The sequence below is a fragment of the Polynucleobacter sp. AP-Titi-500A-B4 genome, assembly GCF_018688095.1.
In the GTDB taxonomy this organism is placed as follows: domain Bacteria; phylum Pseudomonadota; class Gammaproteobacteria; order Burkholderiales; family Burkholderiaceae; genus Polynucleobacter.
On sequence record NZ_CP061311.1, the window covers coordinates 1,504,831 to 1,526,748 of the forward strand.

Below are 21,918 nucleotides of genomic sequence, written 5' to 3' on the forward strand. Positions count from 1 at the left end.
CGGGCTTTTTTATTTCCGCTATATTCATAGTCTTCCCCAATAGATTCTTGCTTAAGCAACCCAATATGAACGTCGATCAATCCGAAATCGCTAAATTTAGTGCCCTCGCCCATCGCTGGTGGGATCCCAATAGCGAATTCAAACCATTGCATGCTATCAATCCATTGCGCCTTAATTGGATTAAATCTTTTGTAAGTCTTGATGGCAAAAAAGTGGTCGACATTGGTTGTGGTGGTGGCATCCTTGCAGAATCTATTTCTCAATCAGGTGCTGATACCACTGGTATCGATTTATCTGAAAAAGCTTTAAAAGTTGCCGAGCTCCATGCATTAGAAGTAGGTGCCAAGCTCACCTATCGTTCGATCTCGGCAGAAGCATTGGCTGAAGAACAGCCAGAACAATACGACGTTGTTACTTGCATGGAAATGCTAGAGCACGTTCCAGATCCTGCTTCAGTAGTACGCGCTTGCGCAAAACTCTGCAAACCTGGTGGCACTTTATTTTTTAGCACCCTAAATCGTAATCCGAAGTCCTACTTATTTGCCATTATTGGCGCAGAGTACATCCTCAAATTACTACCTAAGGGTACCCACGAATACGCAAAATTCATCAAACCCTCTGAGTTGGTAGCATTTACCCGCCAAGCGGGATTGGAAATGCTGGGGATGAAAGGGATGGGCTACAACCCCATAACGCAGGTATACAGCTTAAATGATGATGTGGATGTGAATTACATGATTGCAGTACGCAAGTGATTCAAAGCATGAGTAATTTATCAAGCCCTTATGCGGGAGTCTTTTTTGATCTCGATGGCACACTCGCAGATACTGCACCTGATTTAGTGGCAGCTACCAATAAATTACTCATCGCACGTAAGCTAGCACCAAAACCTTATGAATTGCTCAGGCCTTATGCATCCGCCGGTGCCCGAGGCTTGCTAGAAGGCGCTTTTGGAATTAATACAGAGCACCCAGACTTCCACGCCTTGCGAGATGAGTTTTTTGCAAACTATGAAAAAGCATTGTTGGTAGAGAGTAAGTTATTTGATGATATGCATCACTTACTCGATCAAATGGATCAGGCCAAACTGCCCTGGGGTATTGTGACCAATAAAAGTCAGCGCTTTACCAATCCATTAGTTGAGTTGATGGGATTGAGTCAGAGATCAGTGTCAACCGTTTCAGGCGATACCACGCCGTATTCAAAACCACATCCTGAGCCCATCTTGCATGCAGCCAGAACAGCCAATATCGATCCTACAAAATCACTTTATGTGGGCGACGACATTAGAGACGTTCTAGCAGGCAAAGCAGCTGGGATGCAGACCGTTGCTGCCGCCTATGGCTATTGTGGCTGTAAAGAGCCTCCTGAGGCCTGGGGTGCAGATTTCATTATCAATACCCCACTCGAATTACTCAAAATCATCTTCCCTAGCAAGGGATAAGCCAAAGATATTCAACAATTTAAGGCTAGCGGCTTTAAAATGTGAGTTCCTATGCATGAACTCCGGGGGTCGACATGGTTTCGACGTGGATTACAAAGCATCAAGGGCATACCGAGGACCCGTTATCTCGTAAATCAATGGGAATGTAATAACTGCTAACGACGAACGTTACGCACTAGCCGCTTAATTGCGGTTGCCCCTGAACTGATTCTCTCTTGGGTCAGGTAGCGCAAGCTACATCAGGGTCATATACAAGAGATAAGACTATTTTGTGTCACGAAGAATAGTACGAAAACTTAGTGAATCGTCAGCAAGGAACGTGTCAATCCGTGCCTAACTGATTAAATTAAACGATATGACTAAGTATGTAGAGCTTGTTGTGGAGGATTTGCGGACGCGGGTTCGATTCCCGCCGACTCCACCATTTTGTCAAGTAGAAAAGGGCCTTCGAGCCCTTTTCTACTTCCTTGTTAAATATTTCATTGTAGATATTAGTCTTCGAAACGCCCCATCACAAAAAACTTCAGCGAGAATCTTTGTTCAAGGTAAAAAATAAACAGGGGGTTAATACACTGCTGCCTGTCCATCACGACGGGGATCGCTTGCAGCTACATAGCCATCTCGAATGTCATCAGACAATCTCCAGATAAATTGACCTGAGCCAAAATCCATATATGGATCATCCACTTTTTTCAATTCATGTCCAAGTTTTGATAAACCTTGTATCGTTGATGGATTCATATTGGACTCCACATCTAAAGTGAAATCACGATTCACCTTCCAACGAGGAGCATCACATGCTGCTTGAGGTTGCTGTCTGTAGCTAATCATGCGCAATATCGTTTGCAAGTGTCCTTGTGGCTGCATATCACCACCCATCAAACCAAAACTCATTTGCGGCAAAGTTTGACCGTCTTCTTGTCGCGTTAGGAATGCTGGAATAATGGTGTGAAATGGTCGCTTCCCACCAGCAACCACATTTGCTGATTTTGGGTCCATTGAAAAACCAAATCCTCTGTTTTGCAAGCTGACACCCCAATCCGGAATCACTACACCAGAACCAAATCCCATGTAGTTACTCTGAATAAAGGAAATCATTCGACCCTGCTCATCAGTTGCACTCAAGTAAATCGTTCCGCCAGATTGCGGTAAACCAAATTTAAAGTGAGTCGCGCGATTTGGATTGATAAGTTTAGCCCGCTCAGCTAGATAGGAAGAATCCAACATCTGCTCTGGTGTAACGTCCATGGATCGTGGGTCAGCAACATACTGATATACATCAGCAAATGCCAGCTTCATTGCCTCTATTTGCAAATGCTGGCTTTCTACACTATCCACAGGGTAGTTTGTAAGATCAAAATTTTGCAAAATTCCCAAAGCGATTAAAGCGCCAATTCCCTGGCCGTTAGGAGGAATCTCATGCATAGAATAAATTTTCCCATCTGCCCCTTTCATAGATTGCTCAATAGTGCCCACCCAATCAGGACGATAGTCTGCAAGGTCATTCAGCGACATTGACCCACCATGACTTCCTGCATGATCAACGATTGCCTGAGCTATTTCACCCTCATAAAAATCGCGAATGCCATTTTTTGCGATTGCTTTAAGTGTCTTTGCAGCAGCGTCAAAGCGAAACATTTCACCAATATCAGGGGCTCGCCCATAAGGCATAAATGCCTGAGCGAAACCAGGTTGATGATGAAGCTCAGGGATTGCAGCAGCCCACTTATGCGCCACCACGGGCGCCATTGCGTAGCCTCTCTCTGCAATCTCAATTGCCGGCTGCAAAAGGTCTGCCAATGGAAGCGACCCAAAGCGAGAATGTAACTGCTCCCATCCTGCCAGCGCCCCTGGAACAGTTACCGAATCCCAACCACGCTTAGGGTTATTGGCTAAGCCCAGATGATTGAGGCCATATTTGTCGCCAAAATATTCTGGGCTCCAAGCTTGCGGGGCAGTTCCCGAAGAATTTAAGCCATGCAACTGTTGACCATCCCAGACAATTGCAAAGCAATCACTACCCAACCCATTTGAGACCGGCTCAACAATCATTAACGCTGCTGCTGCTGCGATAGCAGCATCAATTGCATTACCACCTTGTTGAATAATTTTTAAACCTGCCTGTGCAGCATAGGGATGTGAAGTTGAAACTACATTCCGCCCCATTACAGGTAATCGAATAGTTGGATATGGATTATTCCAATTAAATTTCATATATTTTCTTATTCAGGATTTATTTCACTCTTGCCAATATCGTATATGATATTTTTGAATAAACCCCAATCATCGAACGTGAGCCAAAACCACACTACTAATTACTTGTTTGATCACTTGGTGATAATTGGCAGAGACCGGCTAATGAACCTTGGAAACCTCTTTGCAAACAGTGGATTTACCCTAACTCCTTTAGCGAGGCACAATCTTGGCTCTAGCAATCAGCTCATCATGCTAGATACTACCTATATCGAACTACTCGGCTGGGAGCCTGGCACGAAACCTCAAAGGGCTGAAATTGCCAACCAACAAATTGGTCTAGATGCTCTAGTATTTCGAACTGAGGATGCGGATACCTGCTATGAGCAACTCAAGCAACAGGGATTTGATGTTAACCCTGTGCAAGATTTATCCCGTGAATCTGAATTTATGGGAACCAAAGTACTGGTCCAATTTAAAACGGTCAGGTTCACAAAACAACCTATTGAAGGTTTGCGAATTTATTTTTGCGAGCACCTTAATCCAGAATACGTTTGGCAGTCGAATTGGCTAAATCACGGGAATCAGTTAAATCGTTTAAAGAAAATTACTGTCACTACGCCAAACGCTTTAGCTACATCGAACATTTTTGCAAAAGTGTTAAATAGCAATTCAGGCGATATCAACCCCAAGGATGATTCAATCGAAATACAACTCCCGAACCTTACCCTTAGTTTGCTATCAGATACTCAGAGCAAATTGAGTCAAATCCTTTCGGCCTGTCTAGTGAAAAACCCCCCAGATCCTGTAGACTTCATCATCAACAAACCGTTTCTTGCTGACATTTAGAAAATCACCTATGAAAATCTCTACCCATTTCCTTGCCAAGCCCCTTTTTCTATCCCTGATACTTCTTATTACTTCAAGCATTGTTTTTGCACAAAGTGATAAGCCTTTAACGCTAGTTGTTCCCTTCCCTCCGGGTGGCAGCACCGATATCACTGCGAGAACCATTCAGAGCAAACTTTCTGAAAGAATTGGTAGACCAGTTGTCATCGAAAATCGTCCCGGAGCTGCTAGTCAAATTGCCACGCAACATGTAGCGAGATCATCACCTGATGGAAATACGCTCCTGATTAGCTTTGATAATCACTCTATCAATCCAATTGTTAAGTCCAAATTACCTTACGACACCTTTAAAGATTTTGTAGGCGTTAGCCTCTTGGTTCGCTTCCCATTGGTTATTGCTGCAAATCCTTCAGTGCCAGGTAATAACCTAGCGGAGTTTATTGCTGCAGCTAAAAAAAATCCCGGGCTCTATAGTTATGCGTCTACAGGAATGGGGTCATTAAACCAACTGGCTATGGAAGACATTAAACGCAAGGCTAGTATTTTTGTTTTGCATGTACCATACAGCGGTGGTGGCCCTGCAATTGCTGCAGTTGTAGGAAATACCGCTAGCATGACTTTACTAAGTTACGCTGCGGTCAAAGGACAAATTCAGGCAGATAAACTCAAGCCACTTGCGGTAACGGGCGCTCAACGCCTTCCTGAATTACCAAAGACCCCCACTGTTGCTGAGTCAGGTTTTCCAGGATATGAAGCCTACTCGTGGATCGGCGCATTTGCTCCGGCTGATACACCCGCAGCAACCGTTAAAAAACTTACAGCAGATTTTCAAGCAGTCCTCAATGACCCAGAAATTAAAACCAAATTAACGCAAGGTGGATTTGATGTTCAAGCTAGCGATGGCCCCACTCTCGATAAATATGCAAAGCGTGAATTTGAACGCTGGCAGCAATTTGTTAAAGCCACTCAATTAAATTTGGATGATTAATATGGGTGATACCTTAAATGGTGCAGAAGCTCTAGTACGAATGCTAGAAAAGTATGAGGTAAAGCATATCTTTGGGTTATGTGGCGACACTAGCCTTCCTTTTTATGATGCATTAGCAAGACTAAATCACGGCATGCAACACATCTTAACAAGGGATGAACGAAGTGCTGGCTATATGGCGGATGCATATGCGCGAGTAACCCACAAGGTTGGTGTGTGCGAAGGTCCGAGTGGCGGTGGCGCAACTTACCTTTTGCCTGGCTTAGTAGAAGCCAATGAATCCTCTATCCCCGTTCTAGGAATCACATCAGATGTTCCCGTCACTTCCCGCGGGAAATATCCACTGACTGAACTTGATCAACAAGCACTTTATAAACCGCTGACAAAATGGAATACCACCATTGACTTAGCTGAACAGATTCCATCTGCCATCAGAACCGCATTTAAGGCGATGACCACAGGAAAACCTGGTAGCGCCCATATCTGCCTTCCTCATGATGTTCAAAAGCATTCCGTATTACAAAGTGATATCTGGGCACAAAAAGAACACTGCCAGTATCCAGCACAACGATATATCGCCAACAACGCAGATATTGAAAAAGCTGCTCAGATGCTGCTACAAGCAAAATTTCCAGTGCTCATTTGCGGCGGTGGCGTCATCAACTCTGGAGCGGAACAAGTACTTGAAAAGATTGCGCAACTTCTCAATATTCCAGTTTGTACGACTGTCAGCGGACAAGGCAGTCTCGCCGGAAATCACCCCTTGAATGCTGGCGTAGTAGGTGCAAATGGTGGAGTCATGGCTACTAGAGATCTAGTCAATAGTGCCGATCTTGTCTTTTTTATCACCTGCAGAGCAGGATCTACCACAACAGAAAACTGGCGCTACCCTAATAAATCAATACCAATTATTCACCTTGATATCAATCCCGAAACTATCGGCGCAAACTATCCAACTGCAGTTGGATTAGTCGGTGATGCAAAATTAACACTCGAACAAATATATGATTATTTAGTTAGCAATATTCAAGCGCGTACTCATAATTTCGTGGATGGCAAAGCAGTTGTTGCCAAAGCAAAGTTATTAAAGTTTGAATCTTTTCTTGAGCTTGCTAATAGCAATGAGACTCCCATCCTTCCAGAAAGAATTGTTCATACACTAAATCGACTTTTACCTAAAGATGCGATTGTTTGTGCTGACCCCGGGACTCCATGCCCTTACTTCTCAGCATATTTTATGAGCGATGTTTCAGGAAGACATTTCATCACCAATCGCGCCCACGGGGCTTTAGGCTTTGCAATGTCAGCAGCAATAGGTGCGGCGGTCGGTAGACCAAACTCTTTATGTGTTGCTGTTATGGGAGATGGAAGTTTTGGCTTTACTGTTGGCGAGCTTGAAACTATTACGCGTTACAAGCTTCCATTACTCATGATTGTGATATCCAATTCTGTATACGGCTGGATCAAGGCAAGCCAAAAATCGGGTTACGATAAACGCTATTTCTCCGTAGACTTCAATCGTACGAATCATGCCAAAGTAGCTGAGGCCTATGGAGTGCGCTCTTGGACGGTAGACGACCCAACAAAGCTAGACGCTGTCATTAAAGCCGCTATTGAGAGCGGGGAACCGGCTCTAGTAGACATTATTTCCCAACCCCTTCAGGATGCTGCTGCTCCAGTCAGCCAATGGATGGGCTAAAAAGCTTACTTGCTGGCCAAGCGCCAGAGTGAGGTGATTTCTTTAGATCTCGCAATATGCAGTGCATCTGTTTTATCAAATGCTTTTGGATGTTGTGGTTTGGTATCTAGACGCGCGATGACTTTTAGTGTGGCGGCCTCAATCCATAAGAGCAACTCTTCCCTGGTACGCAAACCTAAATGTTCAGCTAAATCAGAAAGAATTAACCAGCCCTCTCCACCTGAGGATAAATGATCCTTCAGCTGACTCAAGAAGCCCTTGAGCATCCGACTATCTGGGTCATATACCGCATGCTCTAAAGATGAGCTTGGTCTAGCTGGTAGCCAAGGTGGGTTGCAAACAACCAACGCAGCTTTACCCTCGGGATATAAATCGGTTTTCTGGATCTCTATCTGAGATTCTAGATGGAGGCGCTTGATATTTTCTTTGGCGCAAGCAATGGCGCGATCATCTTGATCTGTACCAATGATCTTTTGAATCTCTCGTATTGCCAGTACTACTGATAGGACGCCTGTTCCGACGCCGATATCAAAAGCGACAGGGTTTTGCTTCAGAGCAATCGGTAGCGGTGCTTTGAGAACAAGCTCAATATATTCGCCACGCATGGGTGAGAACACTCCATAGTGAGGATGAATACGAATCTCCTCATCATCCCTTGCCAAAATAGGCACACCCTTCTTGCGCCATTCATGTGCACTGATGACGCCGAGCAATTCACGCAGAGAGATCACGTAAGACTCATTCTGCTTTCCATAAGCCTCAAGACAGGCCTGCGTTACATCAGGAGCTCGTCTAAGTGAAATAGTGTGATCTACATTTACTTCAATCAACACCATACCTAGAATACGAGCACGTTGTGATTGAGATAAGCGATGCAGATGAAAGATATCTAAAGGACTTTGTCTTTTCTCTTTTGCTACTCGATCAGCTAGAGCTGATTTCTTGGAGGGCTTATCGACCCTTCTCACTAAAGCTTGTAACAACTGGCGTGCATTCTGAAAATCTCCTCGATAGAGGATTGCAGTGCCCTCGCAAGCTAAGCGATAGGCAATATCTGCAGTTAAGGTATCGTCGCCAATTTGAATTTTTTTATGTGGCGCAATCCCATTTTCTGAATGCCATTTTGCGGAGCAAGTTTGCCCGCTCTCTTCCCAATGAATCATTGTGAAGTAGTCATTCAAGAAACCACAAAACGATTGTTTTGATAATCATCAATAGCTTGCTCTATCTCAGCGCGAGTATTCATCACAAAAGGACCGTATTGCACGATAGGCTCATGCAAAGGCAAGGCTGCTAGCACAATGAACTGAGCACCCTCAGCACCCGCTTTTGCCTTGAAGAGATCGCCATCGCCCAAGACAATCGCAGCCTGCTTGGGAACTGCTCTCATTGGGTCGCCAATCTCTAGTCCACCCTCATAGATATACACAAATGCATTGAGCTCCTTGGCAATGCAATACTCAAACTCTGTATTGGGAGGCAAATGCACATCTAAAAATACTGGCGTGGTGGTGATTCCCTGAATGGGGCCAGCAACTCTTTTATCCCTATCTTCATAAGAGCCTGCAATCACCTTCACTGATCCGCCATTCGCCAAAGATGTCTTTGGAATCTCTTCCGCCTGAATATCTTGATAACCCGCTGGCTTCATCTTTTCTTTGGCAGGCAAATTTATCCACAACTGAAAGCCGCGCATCGCGCCACGCGCTTGCTGTGGCATCTCCGAATGAATAATGCCGCGCCCTGCAGTCATCCATTGCACACCGCCAGTCTTAAGGTGCCCTTGATTACCCAAATGGTCCTCATGCAACATATGACCCTCAAGCATATAGGTCACCGTCTCAAACCCCCGATGGGGATGCGCCGGAAATCCTGCGACATAATCATTTGGATCGTTCGATGAAAACTCATCCAGCATCAAGAAAGGATCTAACCTCACTTGCTGCTGACCACCTAGACTGCGATGTAGCTTGACGCCTGCGCCATCTGAAGTGGCGATGCCTGGAATAATGGCTTTAATGTTGCGGATCATCTATGGTTTTTTATCAAGCTGGTGGATGATCTTCTGGATTCACATCAAGGGCAATTAAGAAGCGTGACACCATGTTGTAAGCAGCAATGACGGTTACTAATTCCACCGTATCGGTGCTACCCAGGGCTTTTTGCAAACGCTTCATCAACTCAGGATCCACTTTGATATTGCGCGTCATCTGAAAGGTTAGATCCGCAGCATCATTCTCAACTTGCGAGAATAAATTTCTAGGGAAACTGGTTTGCCCAATCAAGCGCAAAGCTTGCACTTGCTCTTCAGTACCGCCAGCTTTCTTAAAAGGAGGCGCATGATGAAAGAACTCATACTCCGCGCCATTGAGTACGGCGACGCCACACATGGCCAATTCACGTAACTTGGGATCTAAAGAAAGATTGTTACGAATCTCGCCAATGAAGTGATTCCAGCCCTCAGCAATCGGTACACTATGCAACAACATACGATCTAAATTGATAAATTGGCCGCCACGACGCTTGCGAATCGCGGCCACTAACTCAGCAGGTTCAGCCAAGTCCATTGGCTGATACGGTATTAAACGTTCTGACATAAAAGCTTTCTATTGAGCTGTTTCTTTAATATTGTTTTCAATCACGAACTTACCCCAGATGCCAATTTGCTTGCCAATAAATTCTCGAGCAGTCTCAGGGGTACCACCAACAATTTCAATCCCTTGAGATTTAAATTTCTCAGAGACGGCAGGCGTTTTCAAAGCTTTATTTAAAGCCTTATTCATGGCATCTACGATTGCGGGCGGCGTTTTGCCGGGCGCTAATACTGCCCACCATGCTGGCGCACTAAAGCCAGGGAAACCACTTTCAGAAATCGTTGGTACGTTGGGCAACGCAGGAGATCTTTTTGCAGTAGTGATGACCAAAGGGATCACGCCACCACTATCAATATGGGGCTTGACCAAAAACTCCGAACCCACGGCCAGTTGAACTTGACCGCCCAAAGCATCTTGCATTAAAGGGCCGCCGCCACGATAAGGAATGTGATTCCAATCAAATCCTGCTTGCTTTGCTAGACGCGCCATGGCTAAGTGCCCAAGGCTTCCTATGCCGATAGAGCCATAGCTAAATGGTTTACCGGCCTTAGACATTTCTGCTAGCTGCTTGAAGCTCGTGATTCCAGAATTTTTACTGGCTACCAAAACCATCGGCGAAGTACCCACCAAAATCACCGGCGCGATATCTTTAATTGTGTCGTAGGGGAGCTTATCTTTGAGGCTTGGGTTAACGCCATGAGTATCAAAGACCACCGCAAAGGTATAGCCATCTGGATCGGAACGCGTCATTGCAGATGTGCCGATCACACCGGAAGCACCGCCGATGTTTTCTACGATCACATTTTGCTTGAGCTCAGCTTGAAGAGCGGGAGCCAAAATACGCGCAACCTGATCAACAGATCCACCGGGTGGAAAAACGGCAATAAAACGAATGGGTTTTTGAGTCGGCCAAGAGCCCACCCCTGCAGTTTGCCCAAAAGCAATGCTGCTTGCACCAAGAGCCAGGAAAGCCCCTAATAAGGCTTTATAGGTGGTTTCTTTGGCCATTTTTACTAAATCCAGCATGGATTGTCTCCTTTGAATAAGACCTCAAGATTACCACCCCCAAGCCCCATTTGCTCGATAATGCGAGGGTAGCTCAAAGAGAGAAAAAATGAAGTCGATTTTGAATATTGCCGCCTATTTATTTGTCAGCCTTGATGAGCTGCCAGAGTTGCGCGCAAAAATGCTCGACGAATGCCACGCCCGGGAACTCAAAGGCACGATTTTGCTGACAGGGGAAGGTATCAATATGTTTCTCGCAGGTAAAACAGATGCTTTACGTGGATTCTTAGATTGGCTCCGCACCGATCCTCGCTTCGCTCCTTTGCAAGCCAAAGAAAGTTGGTCAGATGAGCAGCCGTTCAAAAAGATGCTGATCAAACTCAAGAATGAAATTATTCGCATGAATCACCCAACGATTCAGCCAGAAAAAAGTCGCGCGAATTTTATTTCGCCTAAAAAATTACAAGAATGGTTAGATCGAGGTACCGATGATCTAGGTCGTCCTGTAGTCATGGTGGACACACGTAATGCCTTTGAAGTGGACTATGGCACCTTTGAAAATGCCTTGCACTTCAATATTGAAAAGTTTACTGAGTTTCCAGCAGCAATCTCAGCACATAAAGAAGCCTTGGCCGATAAAACGCTGGTGAGTTTTTGCACCGGTGGTATTCGTTGTGAAAAATCTGGGCTCTACATGCGCGAGATCGGCATGGAGCATAGCTATCAACTTGAAGGTGGCATCCTCAAATACTTTGAAGAGGTAGGCTCTGCCCATTACCAAGGTAGTTGCTTTGTATTTGATGAGCGTGAGGCGCTAGAGCCCAATCTGGATTCCATACCCGTAGAGCACTCTATTCGCAAAAAGCTCAAGACTGGCTAGATGGATACCCAATAGGGGCCATCAATAGTAAAATCAACAGACCGCATTACATTAATACACAACAATAATCTGGACTTGAGACATGTCTAAATTGAATGATCGGCAAAAGCCGATTTTTTTATCTTTTGTATTCGCCTTGCTGGGACTAACAACTAGCCTTAATAGCTCTGCGCAGACTCCAACTTATCCGACTAAGCCGATCAAATTAATTGCGCCCGTTGCTGCTGGCGGCGGACTCGATAATATTGCTCGCGCCGTTGCAGAAAAATTGTCTCGCTCCCTTGGTCAAACGGTTGTAGTTGAAAACATGGGTGGTGGTGGTGGCGCCATCGCTTCTCAAGCTACTGCAAAAGCGCCTGCTGATGGCTATATGCTCATGATTGCCTATGTTGGTACGCATGGCACCAACCCTGCAGTGCGTCGTCTACCTTATGACGCCATTAAAGACTTCACGCCCATTGGTATGATTGGTGCCACACCAAACGTCCTTGTCATTAATTCTGAGTTACCGATCAAAAACTTTAAAGAATTCGTAGACTACGCCAAAAAGAATCCTGCTAAATTAAGTTATGGATCTGCCGGCCCAGGAACCTTGACTCACCTTGGAATGGAGCAACTCAAACTCGCTGCTGGTATCTATATGGTTCACATTCCTTATCGTGGAGTGGGTCCTGCCTATACCGACTTACTTGCAGGTCAGACTCAAGCCATGTTCCCAACCCTATTTGCAGCACTACCTTATATCAATACCAATCGTGTCCGCGGGCTTGCAGTGACTGGTGCCAAACGTAGTTCAGCCGCCCCCAATATTCCGACTTTTAAAGAGTTAGGCTTGAACGGTTTTGATGGACAGCAATGGTACGGCTTAGTAGGTCCTGCAAATTTGCCACCAGCAATTGTTACGAAACTCAATGCAGAATTAAATAAAGTTCTCGCTCTACCGGACTTCTCTGAAAAGATGACGAGCGAGGCAATGACACTGATGCCAATGACGCCGCCACAATTTGCGAACTACATTAAAGAAGATATTGCACGCTGGGCCAAAGTTGCCAAAGATCGCAATATTGAAATCGAATAACTAAAAACAATCATAGGAAATCTTATGTCTCATGCTATCGCTGCAGCAGCTGATTTAAATGCACCCCCAGTTACCAAGATTCTGGCGGAATTTGTTACTTCCCACCCTAGTCAAGGCTGGACACCAGAGGTGGAGCACGAAGCCCACCGCACCTTTTTAAACTGGCTCGGTTGCGCTATTGGTGCCGCGAATCATGAAAGCGTTGAATCTTCTTTGGCTGCTATTCGTGAATTTCAGCCAGCTCCACAAGCTAGTATCTTGGGGCGTAAAGATAAAGTTGACATGGGTGGTGCCGCCTTAATCAATGGCATCAGCTCACATACCTTTGACTTTGATGACACTCACCTCAAGACCGTCATTCACCCTGCGGGACCAGTTGCCTCCGCAATCTTGGCATTGGGCGAACACACCAATGCTAATGGTCGCCAAATGATTGATTCATTAATTCTGGGCATCGATGTTGCTTGCCGTGTTGGTAATGCAATGTATCCAGATCACTACCACCGTGGTTGGCATATCACTGGCTCAACTGGCATGCTGGGATCTGCAGCAGCATGCTCACGCTTGATGGGTCTTGATCTCCAAAAGACAACCATGGCATTGGGTATTGCGGCTTCACAACCCGTTGGAATGCGCGAGCAATTTGGCACGATGACGAAACCTTTTCATCCAGGCGGTGCTGCACGTGCTGGGCAACTCTCCGCATTACTCGCTAAACATGGCTTCACAGCAAGCCCAAAAGCATTAGAAGCCGGTCGTGGTTATATGCAAACTGTCTCAACCAAGTGTGACTGGTCAGAAATTGATCGCGCCCTCGGAAAATCCTTCGAGATTTCTTTAAATACTTACAAACCGTTTGCCTGCGGCATTGTGATTCACCCAGCGATTGATGCTTGTGCACAATTACGCGCCCAGGGAGTTAAGGCTGAGGATGTGGAGCGCATCGAATTACGTGTTCACCCACTCGTTTTAGAGCTCACTGGTAAGAAAACTCCAAAAGATGGTCTCGAAGGTAAATTTAGCGTGTATCACGGCTGTGCTGTGGGCTTGATTTTTGGCCAAGCGGGTGAAGGTGAATATGCTGATGACATTGTGAATCGTGCTGATGTCGTGGCATTGCGCGCCAAGGTTAATGCAACTACCGATACCTCTATTAGCGAAGCCTCAGTAGATGTCAAGGCCTTCTTGAAAAACGGCAAAGAAGTCCATGTATTTGTGAAGAACGCAATTGGCTCCGTTGAAAACCCAATGAGCGATGCTAACTTAGAGCAAAAATTTACAAGTTTGGCTGAACCGATCATCGGCAAAGAAAAAACCCGTCAACTGATTTCTGCATTATGGAAATTAGGCCAAGCATCAGACCTCAAGCAAATCTTGAGCCTGTGCACGCCTGAATAAATTTAAAAGAGAGTACGGATCCATGGCTTCATTACCAAACATTGTCATTCTTGGTGACTACGAACGCGCCTTACGTCGCTTCTCTAACTGGGAAAAGCTTGAGAAGCAAGCAAACCTCACCTTTCATCACGAGCCACTTCGCGATGAGGCGCTCTATGAGGTAGTCAAGGATGCAGATGCAATTGCCATCGTGCGGGATCGCGCCCCTTTCAATGAAGCCATGATTGCGCGTTTACCTAAACTTAAATTTCTCATGTTCACAGGTGAACGTAATGGCACGCTAGATGCTGCGGCATTAATGGCTCGCAATATTCCAATTGCGTGTTCACCCGGCGGTCCTTCTAAAGAAACTACTGCCGAACTCACATGGGCCCTCATTCTTGGTGCATCCAAGCGTTTGATTGAAGAAAATAAGCTGATGGCTACGGGTGGCTGGCGTGATCAACTATCTGTGCTACCAATGCTTTCAGGCGAGCGCTTAGGCATCATGGGCCTTGGTGCAATTGGTAGTCGCGTGGCACGTGTTGGAGCTGCCTTTGGCATGGAAGTGGTTACTTGGAGTCCACGTATGACTCCTGAACGTGCTGCTGCAGAAAATGCAAAAGCCATTAGCTTGGAAGAGTTGCTCGCCACATCCAAAATTGTCTCAATGCATCTAGTTGCGGGACCAGGGACCAAAGGTCTTATTAGCGCAGATCAATTAGCCCTGATGCGCCCTGACTCAATCTTGGTAAATACTTCACGATCTGCCCTCATTAACATGAATGATCTGCAAGCAGCATTGGCAGCAGGCAGACCTGGCCAGGCAGCGGTAGATGTATTTGATATTGAGCCGCTCCCAGAAAAAGATCCTTTGCGTAATACAGCAAATCTTTTAGTAACACCCCACTTAGGTTTTATTGCCGAACCAATCTTTGCTGCCTTCTCTAAAGGCATTACTGATACCCTAGAGGCTTGGTTAGATCACAAACCGGCTCCACACCCATTTAAGCCACAGTAATCTTGAAAACACTCACGCCACTAGAGCTATTTATCAGCTTTAGCAAAATTGGAATGTCTGGGTTTGGCGGCGTCTTACCTTGGGCTCGAAGAACCTTGGTAGAGCGTGACAAGATTTTGACCTCTGAAGAATTTAGCGCCATTCTAGGTATCTGCCAAATTGTTCCAGGACCCAATATCGTCAACCTTGCCGTGTGTATTGGCTCCCGTTTTGGTGGTGCTTGGGGTGCTGCTGCTGCTGTACTAGGCTTGACTCTCGGGCCAATCTCCATTGTCATGCTTTTAGCAGTTTTGTACGAGCACTATAGCTATCTTGATTCTGTCAAAGGCGTGCTCCGCGGAATATCTGCCGTGGGTGTCGGCTTAATTGCCTCCACAGGATTCAAAATGCTGAAGGATGAGTTTCGCTATCCAGCGATGTTCATTGTGGTTATCGTCACCATACTCAGCGCTAGTTATTTTCATCTCGGCTTGGGCTGGGTGGTACTCATCTCCTCACCATTGGCATTAGTCTTGGCTTGGAAGAAAGCGCACTCTGAATGAGTATTCTTCTTAGCCTCTTTCTAAAACTTTCTGCTTTCTCCTTAATTGCATTTGGCGGTGTAAATGCCCTGCTTCCAGTGCTTTTTAACTTAGCCGTAAATCAAGAGCATTGGATTGATGTCCAAACCTTCTCAGACTACTTCGCAATAGCACAAGCAGCACCAGGCCCGAATTTCATGACCGTCACCCTATTGGGCTGGCATGTCCATGGAGTTATCGGTGCGCTCGTTGCCACACTAGCAATTGCATGGCCGTCTTCAATCTTGATCTTTTATTTACAGCGCCTGATCCTGGGCATGAAAGATCCCCTAAAAAAACAAGCCATTCAATATGCTGCCGCTGCGCTTGCAATTGGCCTGGTTCTCTCTTCAGCATGGCAAATTGCTTTGCAGATTAATCAAAGTGTTGCAGCCTACCTGTTGACGATCGGTACGATTGCGATTACCTTGTTTACACGTTGGCACCCTTTGTATTTGATTGCCCTCGGGGCTGCACTAGGCTTGCTAGGTCTTATCTAATAAGGATCAAAATGAAACTTGCTCGTTGCTTTCTGATATGGATTGGCTTCATTAGCGTTTTCACTGTTGGTCCTGTAAAAGCTCAAGCCAGCTACCCGAATAAGCCTATCAACTTTGTGGTTCCATATGGTGCCGGTGGTGGAGCGGATTCGCGCAGTCGTCAAATTGCACAAAAGATGAGTGTGATTTTGAAGCAACCCATCATCGTTGATAACAAACCTGGTGCCGGCGGAAATATTGGTACTGAATTTATTTCTCGCGCAGCTCCAGATGGTTACACCATCGGTATGGGCAACTTTGCTCCAATGGCTGTCAATAAAACATTGTTTGGCAATCTGCGTTACGACCCTGAAACCGATATCACGCCCATTGTATTGATTGAAAAAGGGCCATTGGTATTGGTTGTTAATCCCAATTCACCATACAAAACTCTTCAGGACATTATTAATGCTGCTAAGGCCAAGCCTGGCACTCTCACTTTTTCATCTGGGGGCATCGGTGGAAGCCATCAACTCTCCGCAGAGATCTTTAAACAAAGTGCTGGAATCGATATGATTCATGTGCCCTATAAAAGTGGCTCAGCTGGCTTAACAGACCTCATGGCAGGCAATGTCACGATGATGTTTGATCAAATGTATTCAGCCCTGCCGAGCATTAAGGCCGATAAGTTGCGTCCGATTGCCATTACCAGCAAGAAACGTTCTCCATTACTTCCAAACGTACCAAGCTTCACTGAACTTGGATACCCAAAAGTTGAAGTGCTCAATTGGCAAGGCTTGATTGCGCCAAAGGGAACTCCAAAAGAGATTATTGATAAGTTAAATGCGGCGGCCAACGAGGCCTTAAAAGATCCTCAACTAAGAGAGTTGATGCTTTCACAGGGAAATGAAATTGGTGGAGGAACCCCAGCAGATTTTGCGGCACTCATTCGCTCAGAATCAATTAAATGGGGTGCAGTTGTCAGGATTGCAAAAATTAAGCCTGAGTAAGAAATACAAATCAGAGAATTAATCGCCCTCTGATTTACCCCTGTGCCTTACTTTAGCGCTTGGTAGGTCAAAATACCTAAGAAGGTCAACACTAATGAGCCGATGAGGTGCAGCAAGGCCGTGCCCAAGGCCCAAGTAAATTCTCCGCGCTGAATAAATGCAATCACCTCAGCCGAGAAACTAGAGAAAGTTGTCAGACCCCCTAGAAAGCCAGTCACTACTAGAAGGCGCCATTCTGGTGATAGCTGGGGATTGTTACCAAAGAACGCTACTGCCAAACCTACGAGATAGCCACCTACTAAATTTGAAATCAGCGTTCCCAAAGGAATGACCGCAGCTGCGCCTACGGTCAATACATTAAAGCCTGCTCTTAATAAAGCACCAAGGCCGGCACCAAAGAAGATTGCGAAAATAGAGAGCCACATAATCTTTTCTTTATTGAATAGAAAAACTCAGCATACTGATCGAACTCATTTCGATACCATCAACAAATACTTTGGCATGCTCGCCGTCTTGTTGTAAAGCTAAGGTATATAAAGCAGGCCAATAGTGCTCAGCAGTTGGAATGGATAGATGAGCAGCATCGCCATACTTTTCCCAATCAATCAACGGCTCATGATGATTGACCTGAATCTCAGAGGCAAAAAAATCATTAAAGTCTTTTGCCCATGGATACGGCTGTGCATCATCTTGCCAATGAATCGTACGCAAGTTATGCACTACGTTGCCGCTAGACAAAATCAAAATATTTTCATCCCGCAAGGGTCTTAATTGTTTAGCGAGCTCATAATGCTCGCGTGTCGACATAGATCCATCCAAGCTCAGCTGCACTACAGGAACATCCGCATTGGGATAGAGGTACTTGAGAACAGACCAAGCGCCATGATCAATACCCCACTCGTTTTCTTCCAGCACTACAGGAACATTCAATAACTCTTGAACCCGATCCGCTAAAGCAGGACTGCCTAATGCAGGATATTGAATATCAAACAGTGCTTGCGGAAACCCACCGAAGTCATGAATGGTTTTGGGTTTTTCCATCGCGGTAACCCAAGTACCTCGAGTTACCCAATGCGCTGAGATCACCAAAATGGCGTCTGGACGTTTGAGGGATTTTCCTAAAGATGCCCATGCAGCTGTAAAGCGGTTGGGCTCTAAGGCATACATCGGACTGCCATGGCCAGCAAATACAGCAGGTTGGCGACGGCTAGTCATTAAGACTGATTAACCGAATACGTAACCAGTATGAGCAGCCACCAATGCAAACAAAATCGCCAAGCTAGTTGCAGCAGCCAACATCACGATCAAAGTAATGATCTTTTTGTTAACTTCTTCTTTAGATTCGTTGTGCCATTCGTTCATGCTAAATCCTCTGTAAACACATTAATAATGCGTAATTATCCACTATCGACCGCGGCCAGCCTTGCGCATCATGCCTTTTCCGCCGCCAAAGCCAGCCTGAGGCCTACCAGCCGGTCCAGATGGGCCTTTTGGTGCTGGTGGGCGAGCTGGGGGCTTAGCTACTACAGGCTTTGCTGGGGTTTTGGGGTCTGTTTTCTTGTCATCAGTCACTTTTAGCTCCTATGGATATCATATTGCCATGATTACTGACTATTCTATCCAAGCCGTCGCTATTAATGCGATTCCCCTAATTTTTGCCATCACTATCCATGAGGCAGCCCACGGCTACGCAGCCCGTAAATTTGGGGATAACACCGCCTATATGCTGGGTCGGGTGAGTCTCAATCCCGCCAAACATATAGACCCCGTCGGAACTATCTTGATTCCATTGGTACTTCTTTTAACGGGATCCCCCTTTTTGGTTGGCTATGCCAAACCCGTACCAGTAAATTTTGGGCGCCTGCGCAACCCCAGAATTGACTCGATCTGGGTCGCCTTAGCAGGCCCAGGCTCAAACTTCTTCCAAGCCCTGATTTGGGCCATCTTGCTGATCCTACTGTTGGGTTTTGGCATGAATGAAAAGTTCTTTATCTCCATGGCCCAAGCCGGCATTACTTGGAACTTAGGTCTACTGGTTTTTAATCTTTTTCCGTTGCCGCCTTTAGATGGTGGGCGCATTCTGTCCAGCTTATTGCCTGCTCGCCAATCGATTGCCTTGGGCAAGCTAGAGCCTTGGGGCTTTTTTATTGTCCTGGGACTAGTCTTTACTGGAATTATCGGCAGCCTTTGGATGGACCCCTTGATGGCCTTTTTTAAGTGGGTTGTGTATCTATTCACCATCCCGGTGCAGATGATTTTCTAATGCCGCCGTCAAACAAAAGTCATCATTTGGGAGTATGCTGATTTCACAGAAGGCGGTCTTCATTAACAAAAAAATCTAAAGAGGTTCCCATGAAACTACACAAAATCATTTTAGCGAGCACAGCGGCAACTCTAGCCATTGGTGCTGGCGCCGCGATGGCGCAATTTCAAAAACCAGAAGATGCGATCAAGTATCGCCAAAGTGTTTTCACTGTGATGGCAAACTCATTTAGCAAAATTGGTGCAGTTGTTAAAGGTGAAGCACCTTACAACAAAGATGATGTTGCTAAGAATGCTGCAATTGTTGCAACTCTCTCTCCATTGCCATGGCAAGCATTTGGTCCTGGCACAGAAGGTGGTAAAGCACAATCTGATATTTGGTCTGATAACGCTAAGTTCAAGGCAGCTTCTGAAAAAATGCAATTAGCAGTGGTCGATCTCAACAAGGCAGCTCAGTCTGGCGACCTAGATAGCATTAAGAAAGCATTCGGTGCGGCAGGTGCAAGCTGCAAAGGTTGCCACGATGATTTCAGAAAAAAATAATCTGTTTATTTAGTAATGAAGTAACCAACCACCACGGCAATAGCACTTAAGATTATTAAGGCCAGCGCGCGTTGTAGGCCTCCATCCTTGGAGGGTTGACCCAAGTCAGAAGGCAAATATTTTGCTTCTTCGCTTGGGTCGATTTCTTTGTCGCCGCTCAGCATCGGCTTGATTAAGTCTTCGCCTTTGTATTTTCGATAAAACCAAATTGCAGCGATATGAATCGTAATCAAGGTATAGATTACGACTTGATTGCCTTCATGAATCTCAGACAAAAAGGAGACAACTACATTGGGTACATATTTAGCTAAGGGGCCCTGAAATGCAATCTCATCATCTACAAATAATCCCGTCAATACTTGAACACTTAAAACAAAGAGCAAAGCAAATACTGAGAGAGCGCCGATGGGGTTGTGTCCCAAAAAGCGCGGAGACCTTCCTTGAAGGTAGGCCAAAATCGCTGCACGATTAGGGAAGAAAGTGATAAAGCGAGCGTGCCTTGAGCCAACAAATCCCCAGACGATTCTAAAAATCAACAAGGTCAAAATGCTGTAGCCAAAGTAAGCATGCCACGCAATGGCATTGCCCCCCAAGTTGACACTAATCAGGCTGCCAACAATACAAAACACCAAGAACCAATGAAATAGGCGAATTGGCAAGTCCCAGACACGAATCGTTTTCTTCATACCTTAAGAATAAAGCAGAAACTCCCTTAAACTCACTAAAAATGAACCCCAGCAAAGCCTTTAAAACTCTATTGCTTTATCGCATTGGCGCGACGCTTAGCTACCAAATTACGATGGTGGCAGTTGGCTGGCATATCTACGAAATTACCAATAGCGTAGTTTCATTGGGTTTGATTGGTTTAGCCGAGCTGGTGCCCTACTTTCTGCTGGCACTCTATGCAGGTCATGCGGTGGATCATTACTCTCGCAAACTGATTGCTGCGATTGCCTGCGTCATTCATATTGGGGTGGCTTTATTTCTAACAGCGATTGCATTGGGCTGGCTAATGCCACCAGTCCCTTTGATTTACATCGCCATTGCCTTTATTGGAGCGGGCCGCGCCTTATTAAGACCTTCTTATACCGCCATCTTTGGACAAATTATTCCCAGAGAGTATTTGCCACGTTATACGGCATATGCATCTTCAGCATTTCAAATTTGCGTTGTCGCTGGCCCTGGCCTGGGCGGCCTGATGATTGGCTTTGCTGGACTAGAGTGGACTTATCTTCTCGCTGGGCTCAGTGGTGCTATAGGCCTATATGGCGTTACCTTCCTAAATGCACCACAAGAAAAAATCAGTCAACTCTCAGGGCATTTCTTCAAAAGTTTTTTAGAGGGCTTTGATTATGTTCGAAAGCATGAGCTCATTCTAGGCATCATGGCTTTAGATATGTTTGCCGTTTTGTTTGGCGGCGCCGTTTCTATCCTTCCTGCATTTGTTAAAGAAGTGTTAGATGCTGGGCCAGAAGCATTAGGCATTCTGCGTGCAGCACCAGCAGCGGGCGCAGTGATTACTGGCATCTATTTGGCTAAGCGGCCATTGCTAACTGATTCCGGTAAGCACTTATTTCTATCGGTAGCAGGATTTGGTGTGGCGATCATTGCTTTTGGTCTCTCTAGCCATCTGTGGGTTTGCGCATTCTTCTTGTTTATTTCGGGATGTTGCGACTCAGTGTCGGTGGTGATTCGGGGTAGCATCATGCAACTGACCACCCCAGATCACATGCGCGGCAGAATCAGCGCCATCAACGGAATCTTTATTGGCTCTTCGAATGAACTAGGCGCACTAGAGTCTGGAATAGCGGCTAGCATGCTGGGCTTAGTGCCCTCTATTGTGTTTGGTGGAGTCGCCACCATTGCAATCGTCTTGATCACCTATCGACTCGCACCTCATCTGAGTAAACTCCATCTCAAAGATATTTCTTAGAAA

General features: G+C 45.7%; 25 protein-coding genes and 1 other RNA gene. 16 read left to right on the forward strand and 10 right to left on the reverse strand.

The genetic code is table 11. The features are described 5' to 3' along the window. Positions 1-65: 65 nt before the first annotated feature. The 3 genes from ubiG (at position 66) to ssrA (ending at position 1,868) form a co-directional block, all read left to right on the forward strand. The gene (gene ubiG, locus FD968_RS07540; RefSeq protein WP_215365203.1) at positions 66-755 is read left to right on the forward strand and encodes a bifunctional 2-polyprenyl-6-hydroxyphenol methylase/3-demethylubiquinol 3-O-methyltransferase UbiG; all 690 of its coding nucleotides are present in this window, start codon (positions 66-68) and stop codon (positions 753-755) included. An 8-nt stretch (positions 756-763) separates the two neighbouring features. Next, complete coding sequence (locus FD968_RS07545; protein ID WP_215365205.1) at positions 764-1,444, forward strand: HAD family hydrolase; 681 nt, start codon at positions 764-766, stop codon at positions 1,442-1,444. Positions 1,445-1,509: 65 nt separating this feature from the next. Next, positions 1,510-1,868, forward strand: a transfer-messenger RNA (tmRNA) gene (gene ssrA, locus FD968_RS07550). Positions 1,869-2,008: 140 nt separating this feature from the next. On the opposite strand, the gene FD968_RS07555 is transcribed toward ssrA, so the two are convergent. Further along, entirely contained in the window at positions 2,009-3,658 is a 1,650-nt protein-coding gene (locus tag FD968_RS07555) for a gamma-glutamyltransferase family protein (protein ID WP_215365207.1), read from the reverse strand. Between the two features lie 144 nt (positions 3,659-3,802). Between FD968_RS07555 and FD968_RS07560 the strand changes: the two genes are divergently transcribed. From FD968_RS07560 to FD968_RS07570, 3 genes are read left to right on the forward strand one after another with little or no spacing between them, the layout of a single operon-like run. Next, the gene (locus FD968_RS07560; RefSeq protein WP_215365209.1) at positions 3,803-4,486 is read left to right on the forward strand and encodes a VOC family protein; all 684 of its coding nucleotides are present in this window, start codon (positions 3,803-3,805) and stop codon (positions 4,484-4,486) included. Between the two features lie 10 nt (positions 4,487-4,496). After that, positions 4,497-5,474, forward strand: a complete 978-nt coding sequence (locus tag FD968_RS07565; RefSeq protein ID WP_215365211.1) for a tripartite tricarboxylate transporter substrate binding protein — start codon at positions 4,497-4,499, stop codon at positions 5,472-5,474. Between the two features lies 1 nt (position 5,475). Beyond that, positions 5,476-7,173 (forward strand): thiamine pyrophosphate-binding protein, encoded by a 1,698-nt coding sequence (locus FD968_RS07570; RefSeq protein ID WP_215365213.1) that lies wholly within the window; start codon positions 5,476-5,478, stop codon positions 7,171-7,173. Between the two features lie 5 nt (positions 7,174-7,178). On the opposite strand, the gene FD968_RS07575 is transcribed toward FD968_RS07570, so the two are convergent. Genes FD968_RS07575 through FD968_RS07590 form a run of 4 tightly spaced genes read right to left on the reverse strand, consistent with a single transcriptional unit; the run spans position 7,179 to position 10,793 of the window. Continuing rightward, a complete protein-coding gene (locus FD968_RS07575; RefSeq protein ID WP_215368108.1) occupies positions 7,179-8,336 on the reverse strand; it encodes a class I SAM-dependent methyltransferase in 1,158 nt (385 codons plus the stop codon). Positions 8,337-8,350: 14 nt separating this feature from the next. Beyond that, the gene (locus tag FD968_RS07580; protein ID WP_215365215.1) at positions 8,351-9,205 is read right to left on the reverse strand and encodes a pirin family protein; all 855 of its coding nucleotides are present in this window, start codon (positions 9,203-9,205) and stop codon (positions 8,351-8,353) included. Positions 9,206-9,218: 13 nt separating this feature from the next. Next, entirely contained in the window at positions 9,219-9,770 is a 552-nt protein-coding gene (locus tag FD968_RS07585) for a carboxymuconolactone decarboxylase family protein (RefSeq protein WP_215365217.1), read from the reverse strand. Positions 9,771-9,779: 9 nt separating this feature from the next. After that, positions 9,780-10,793 carry a tripartite tricarboxylate transporter substrate binding protein gene (locus FD968_RS07590; RefSeq protein ID WP_215365219.1) on the reverse strand — a complete coding sequence of 338 codons (1,014 nt, stop codon included), beginning with the start codon at positions 10,791-10,793 and terminating at the stop codon, positions 9,780-9,782. Between the two features lie 88 nt (positions 10,794-10,881). Between FD968_RS07590 and FD968_RS07595 the strand changes: the two genes are divergently transcribed. From FD968_RS07595 to FD968_RS07625, 7 genes are all read left to right on the forward strand, one after another. Further along, positions 10,882-11,652, forward strand: a complete 771-nt coding sequence (locus FD968_RS07595) for a sulfurtransferase (protein WP_215365222.1) — start codon at positions 10,882-10,884, stop codon at positions 11,650-11,652. Between the two features lie 82 nt (positions 11,653-11,734). Continuing rightward, positions 11,735-12,730, forward strand: a complete 996-nt coding sequence (locus FD968_RS07600; protein ID WP_215365224.1) for a tripartite tricarboxylate transporter substrate binding protein — start codon at positions 11,735-11,737, stop codon at positions 12,728-12,730. A gap of 24 nt (positions 12,731-12,754) precedes the next feature. Then, on the forward strand, positions 12,755-14,128 hold the full coding sequence (locus FD968_RS07605) for an MmgE/PrpD family protein (RefSeq protein ID WP_215365226.1): 1,374 nt from the start codon (positions 12,755-12,757) through the stop codon (positions 14,126-14,128). A gap of 22 nt (positions 14,129-14,150) precedes the next feature. Beyond that, complete coding sequence (locus FD968_RS07610; protein WP_215365228.1) at positions 14,151-15,128, forward strand: D-2-hydroxyacid dehydrogenase family protein; 978 nt, start codon at positions 14,151-14,153, stop codon at positions 15,126-15,128. A 2-nt stretch (positions 15,129-15,130) separates the two neighbouring features. Next, on the forward strand, positions 15,131-15,670 hold the full coding sequence (locus FD968_RS07615) for a chromate transporter (RefSeq protein WP_215365230.1): 540 nt from the start codon (positions 15,131-15,133) through the stop codon (positions 15,668-15,670). Beyond that, positions 15,667-16,188 carry a chromate transporter gene (locus tag FD968_RS07620; protein ID WP_215365232.1) on the forward strand — a complete coding sequence of 174 codons (522 nt, stop codon included), beginning with the start codon at positions 15,667-15,669 and terminating at the stop codon, positions 16,186-16,188. Before FD968_RS07615 ends, FD968_RS07620 begins: the two co-directional genes overlap by 4 nt. A gap of 11 nt (positions 16,189-16,199) precedes the next feature. Beyond that, entirely contained in the window at positions 16,200-17,177 is a 978-nt protein-coding gene (locus FD968_RS07625) for a tripartite tricarboxylate transporter substrate binding protein (RefSeq protein ID WP_215365234.1), read from the forward strand. 47 nt (positions 17,178-17,224) lie between these two features. On the opposite strand, the gene crcB is transcribed toward FD968_RS07625, so the two are convergent. Genes crcB through FD968_RS07645 form a run of 4 tightly spaced genes read right to left on the reverse strand, consistent with a single transcriptional unit; the run spans position 17,225 to position 18,749 of the window. After that, positions 17,225-17,602, reverse strand: coding sequence for a fluoride efflux transporter CrcB (crcB, locus tag FD968_RS07630; RefSeq protein ID WP_215365236.1), 378 nt, complete (start codon positions 17,600-17,602; stop codon positions 17,225-17,227). A 10-nt stretch (positions 17,603-17,612) separates the two neighbouring features. Beyond that, positions 17,613-18,392 carry a 4,5-DOPA dioxygenase extradiol gene (ygiD, locus tag FD968_RS07635; protein WP_215365238.1) on the reverse strand — a complete coding sequence of 260 codons (780 nt, stop codon included), beginning with the start codon at positions 18,390-18,392 and terminating at the stop codon, positions 17,613-17,615. A 9-nt stretch (positions 18,393-18,401) separates the two neighbouring features. Next, a complete protein-coding gene (locus FD968_RS07640; protein WP_172793433.1) occupies positions 18,402-18,539 on the reverse strand; it encodes a hypothetical protein in 138 nt (45 codons plus the stop codon). A gap of 42 nt (positions 18,540-18,581) precedes the next feature. Continuing rightward, positions 18,582-18,749 (reverse strand): hypothetical protein, encoded by a 168-nt coding sequence (locus FD968_RS07645; protein WP_161484824.1) that lies wholly within the window; start codon positions 18,747-18,749, stop codon positions 18,582-18,584. 28 nt (positions 18,750-18,777) lie between these two features. Between FD968_RS07645 and FD968_RS07650 the strand changes: the two genes are divergently transcribed. Together FD968_RS07650 and FD968_RS07655 are read left to right on the forward strand one after the other, a co-directional pair. Beyond that, positions 18,778-19,440 (forward strand): site-2 protease family protein, encoded by a 663-nt coding sequence (locus tag FD968_RS07650; RefSeq protein WP_215365240.1) that lies wholly within the window; start codon positions 18,778-18,780, stop codon positions 19,438-19,440. Positions 19,441-19,529: 89 nt separating this feature from the next. Continuing rightward, positions 19,530-19,982 (forward strand): cytochrome c, encoded by a 453-nt coding sequence (locus tag FD968_RS07655; protein WP_215365243.1) that lies wholly within the window; start codon positions 19,530-19,532, stop codon positions 19,980-19,982. A 5-nt stretch (positions 19,983-19,987) separates the two neighbouring features. Here the strand turns inward: FD968_RS07655 and FD968_RS07660 are convergent, their stop codons facing one another. Next, on the reverse strand, positions 19,988-20,668 hold the full coding sequence (locus tag FD968_RS07660) for a cytochrome b/b6 domain-containing protein (RefSeq protein WP_215365245.1): 681 nt from the start codon (positions 20,666-20,668) through the stop codon (positions 19,988-19,990). A gap of 41 nt (positions 20,669-20,709) precedes the next feature. Between FD968_RS07660 and FD968_RS07665 the strand changes: the two genes are divergently transcribed. Then, positions 20,710-21,915 (forward strand): MFS transporter, encoded by a 1,206-nt coding sequence (locus FD968_RS07665; protein WP_215365247.1) that lies wholly within the window; start codon positions 20,710-20,712, stop codon positions 21,913-21,915. Positions 21,916-21,918 lie beyond the last annotated feature (3 nt).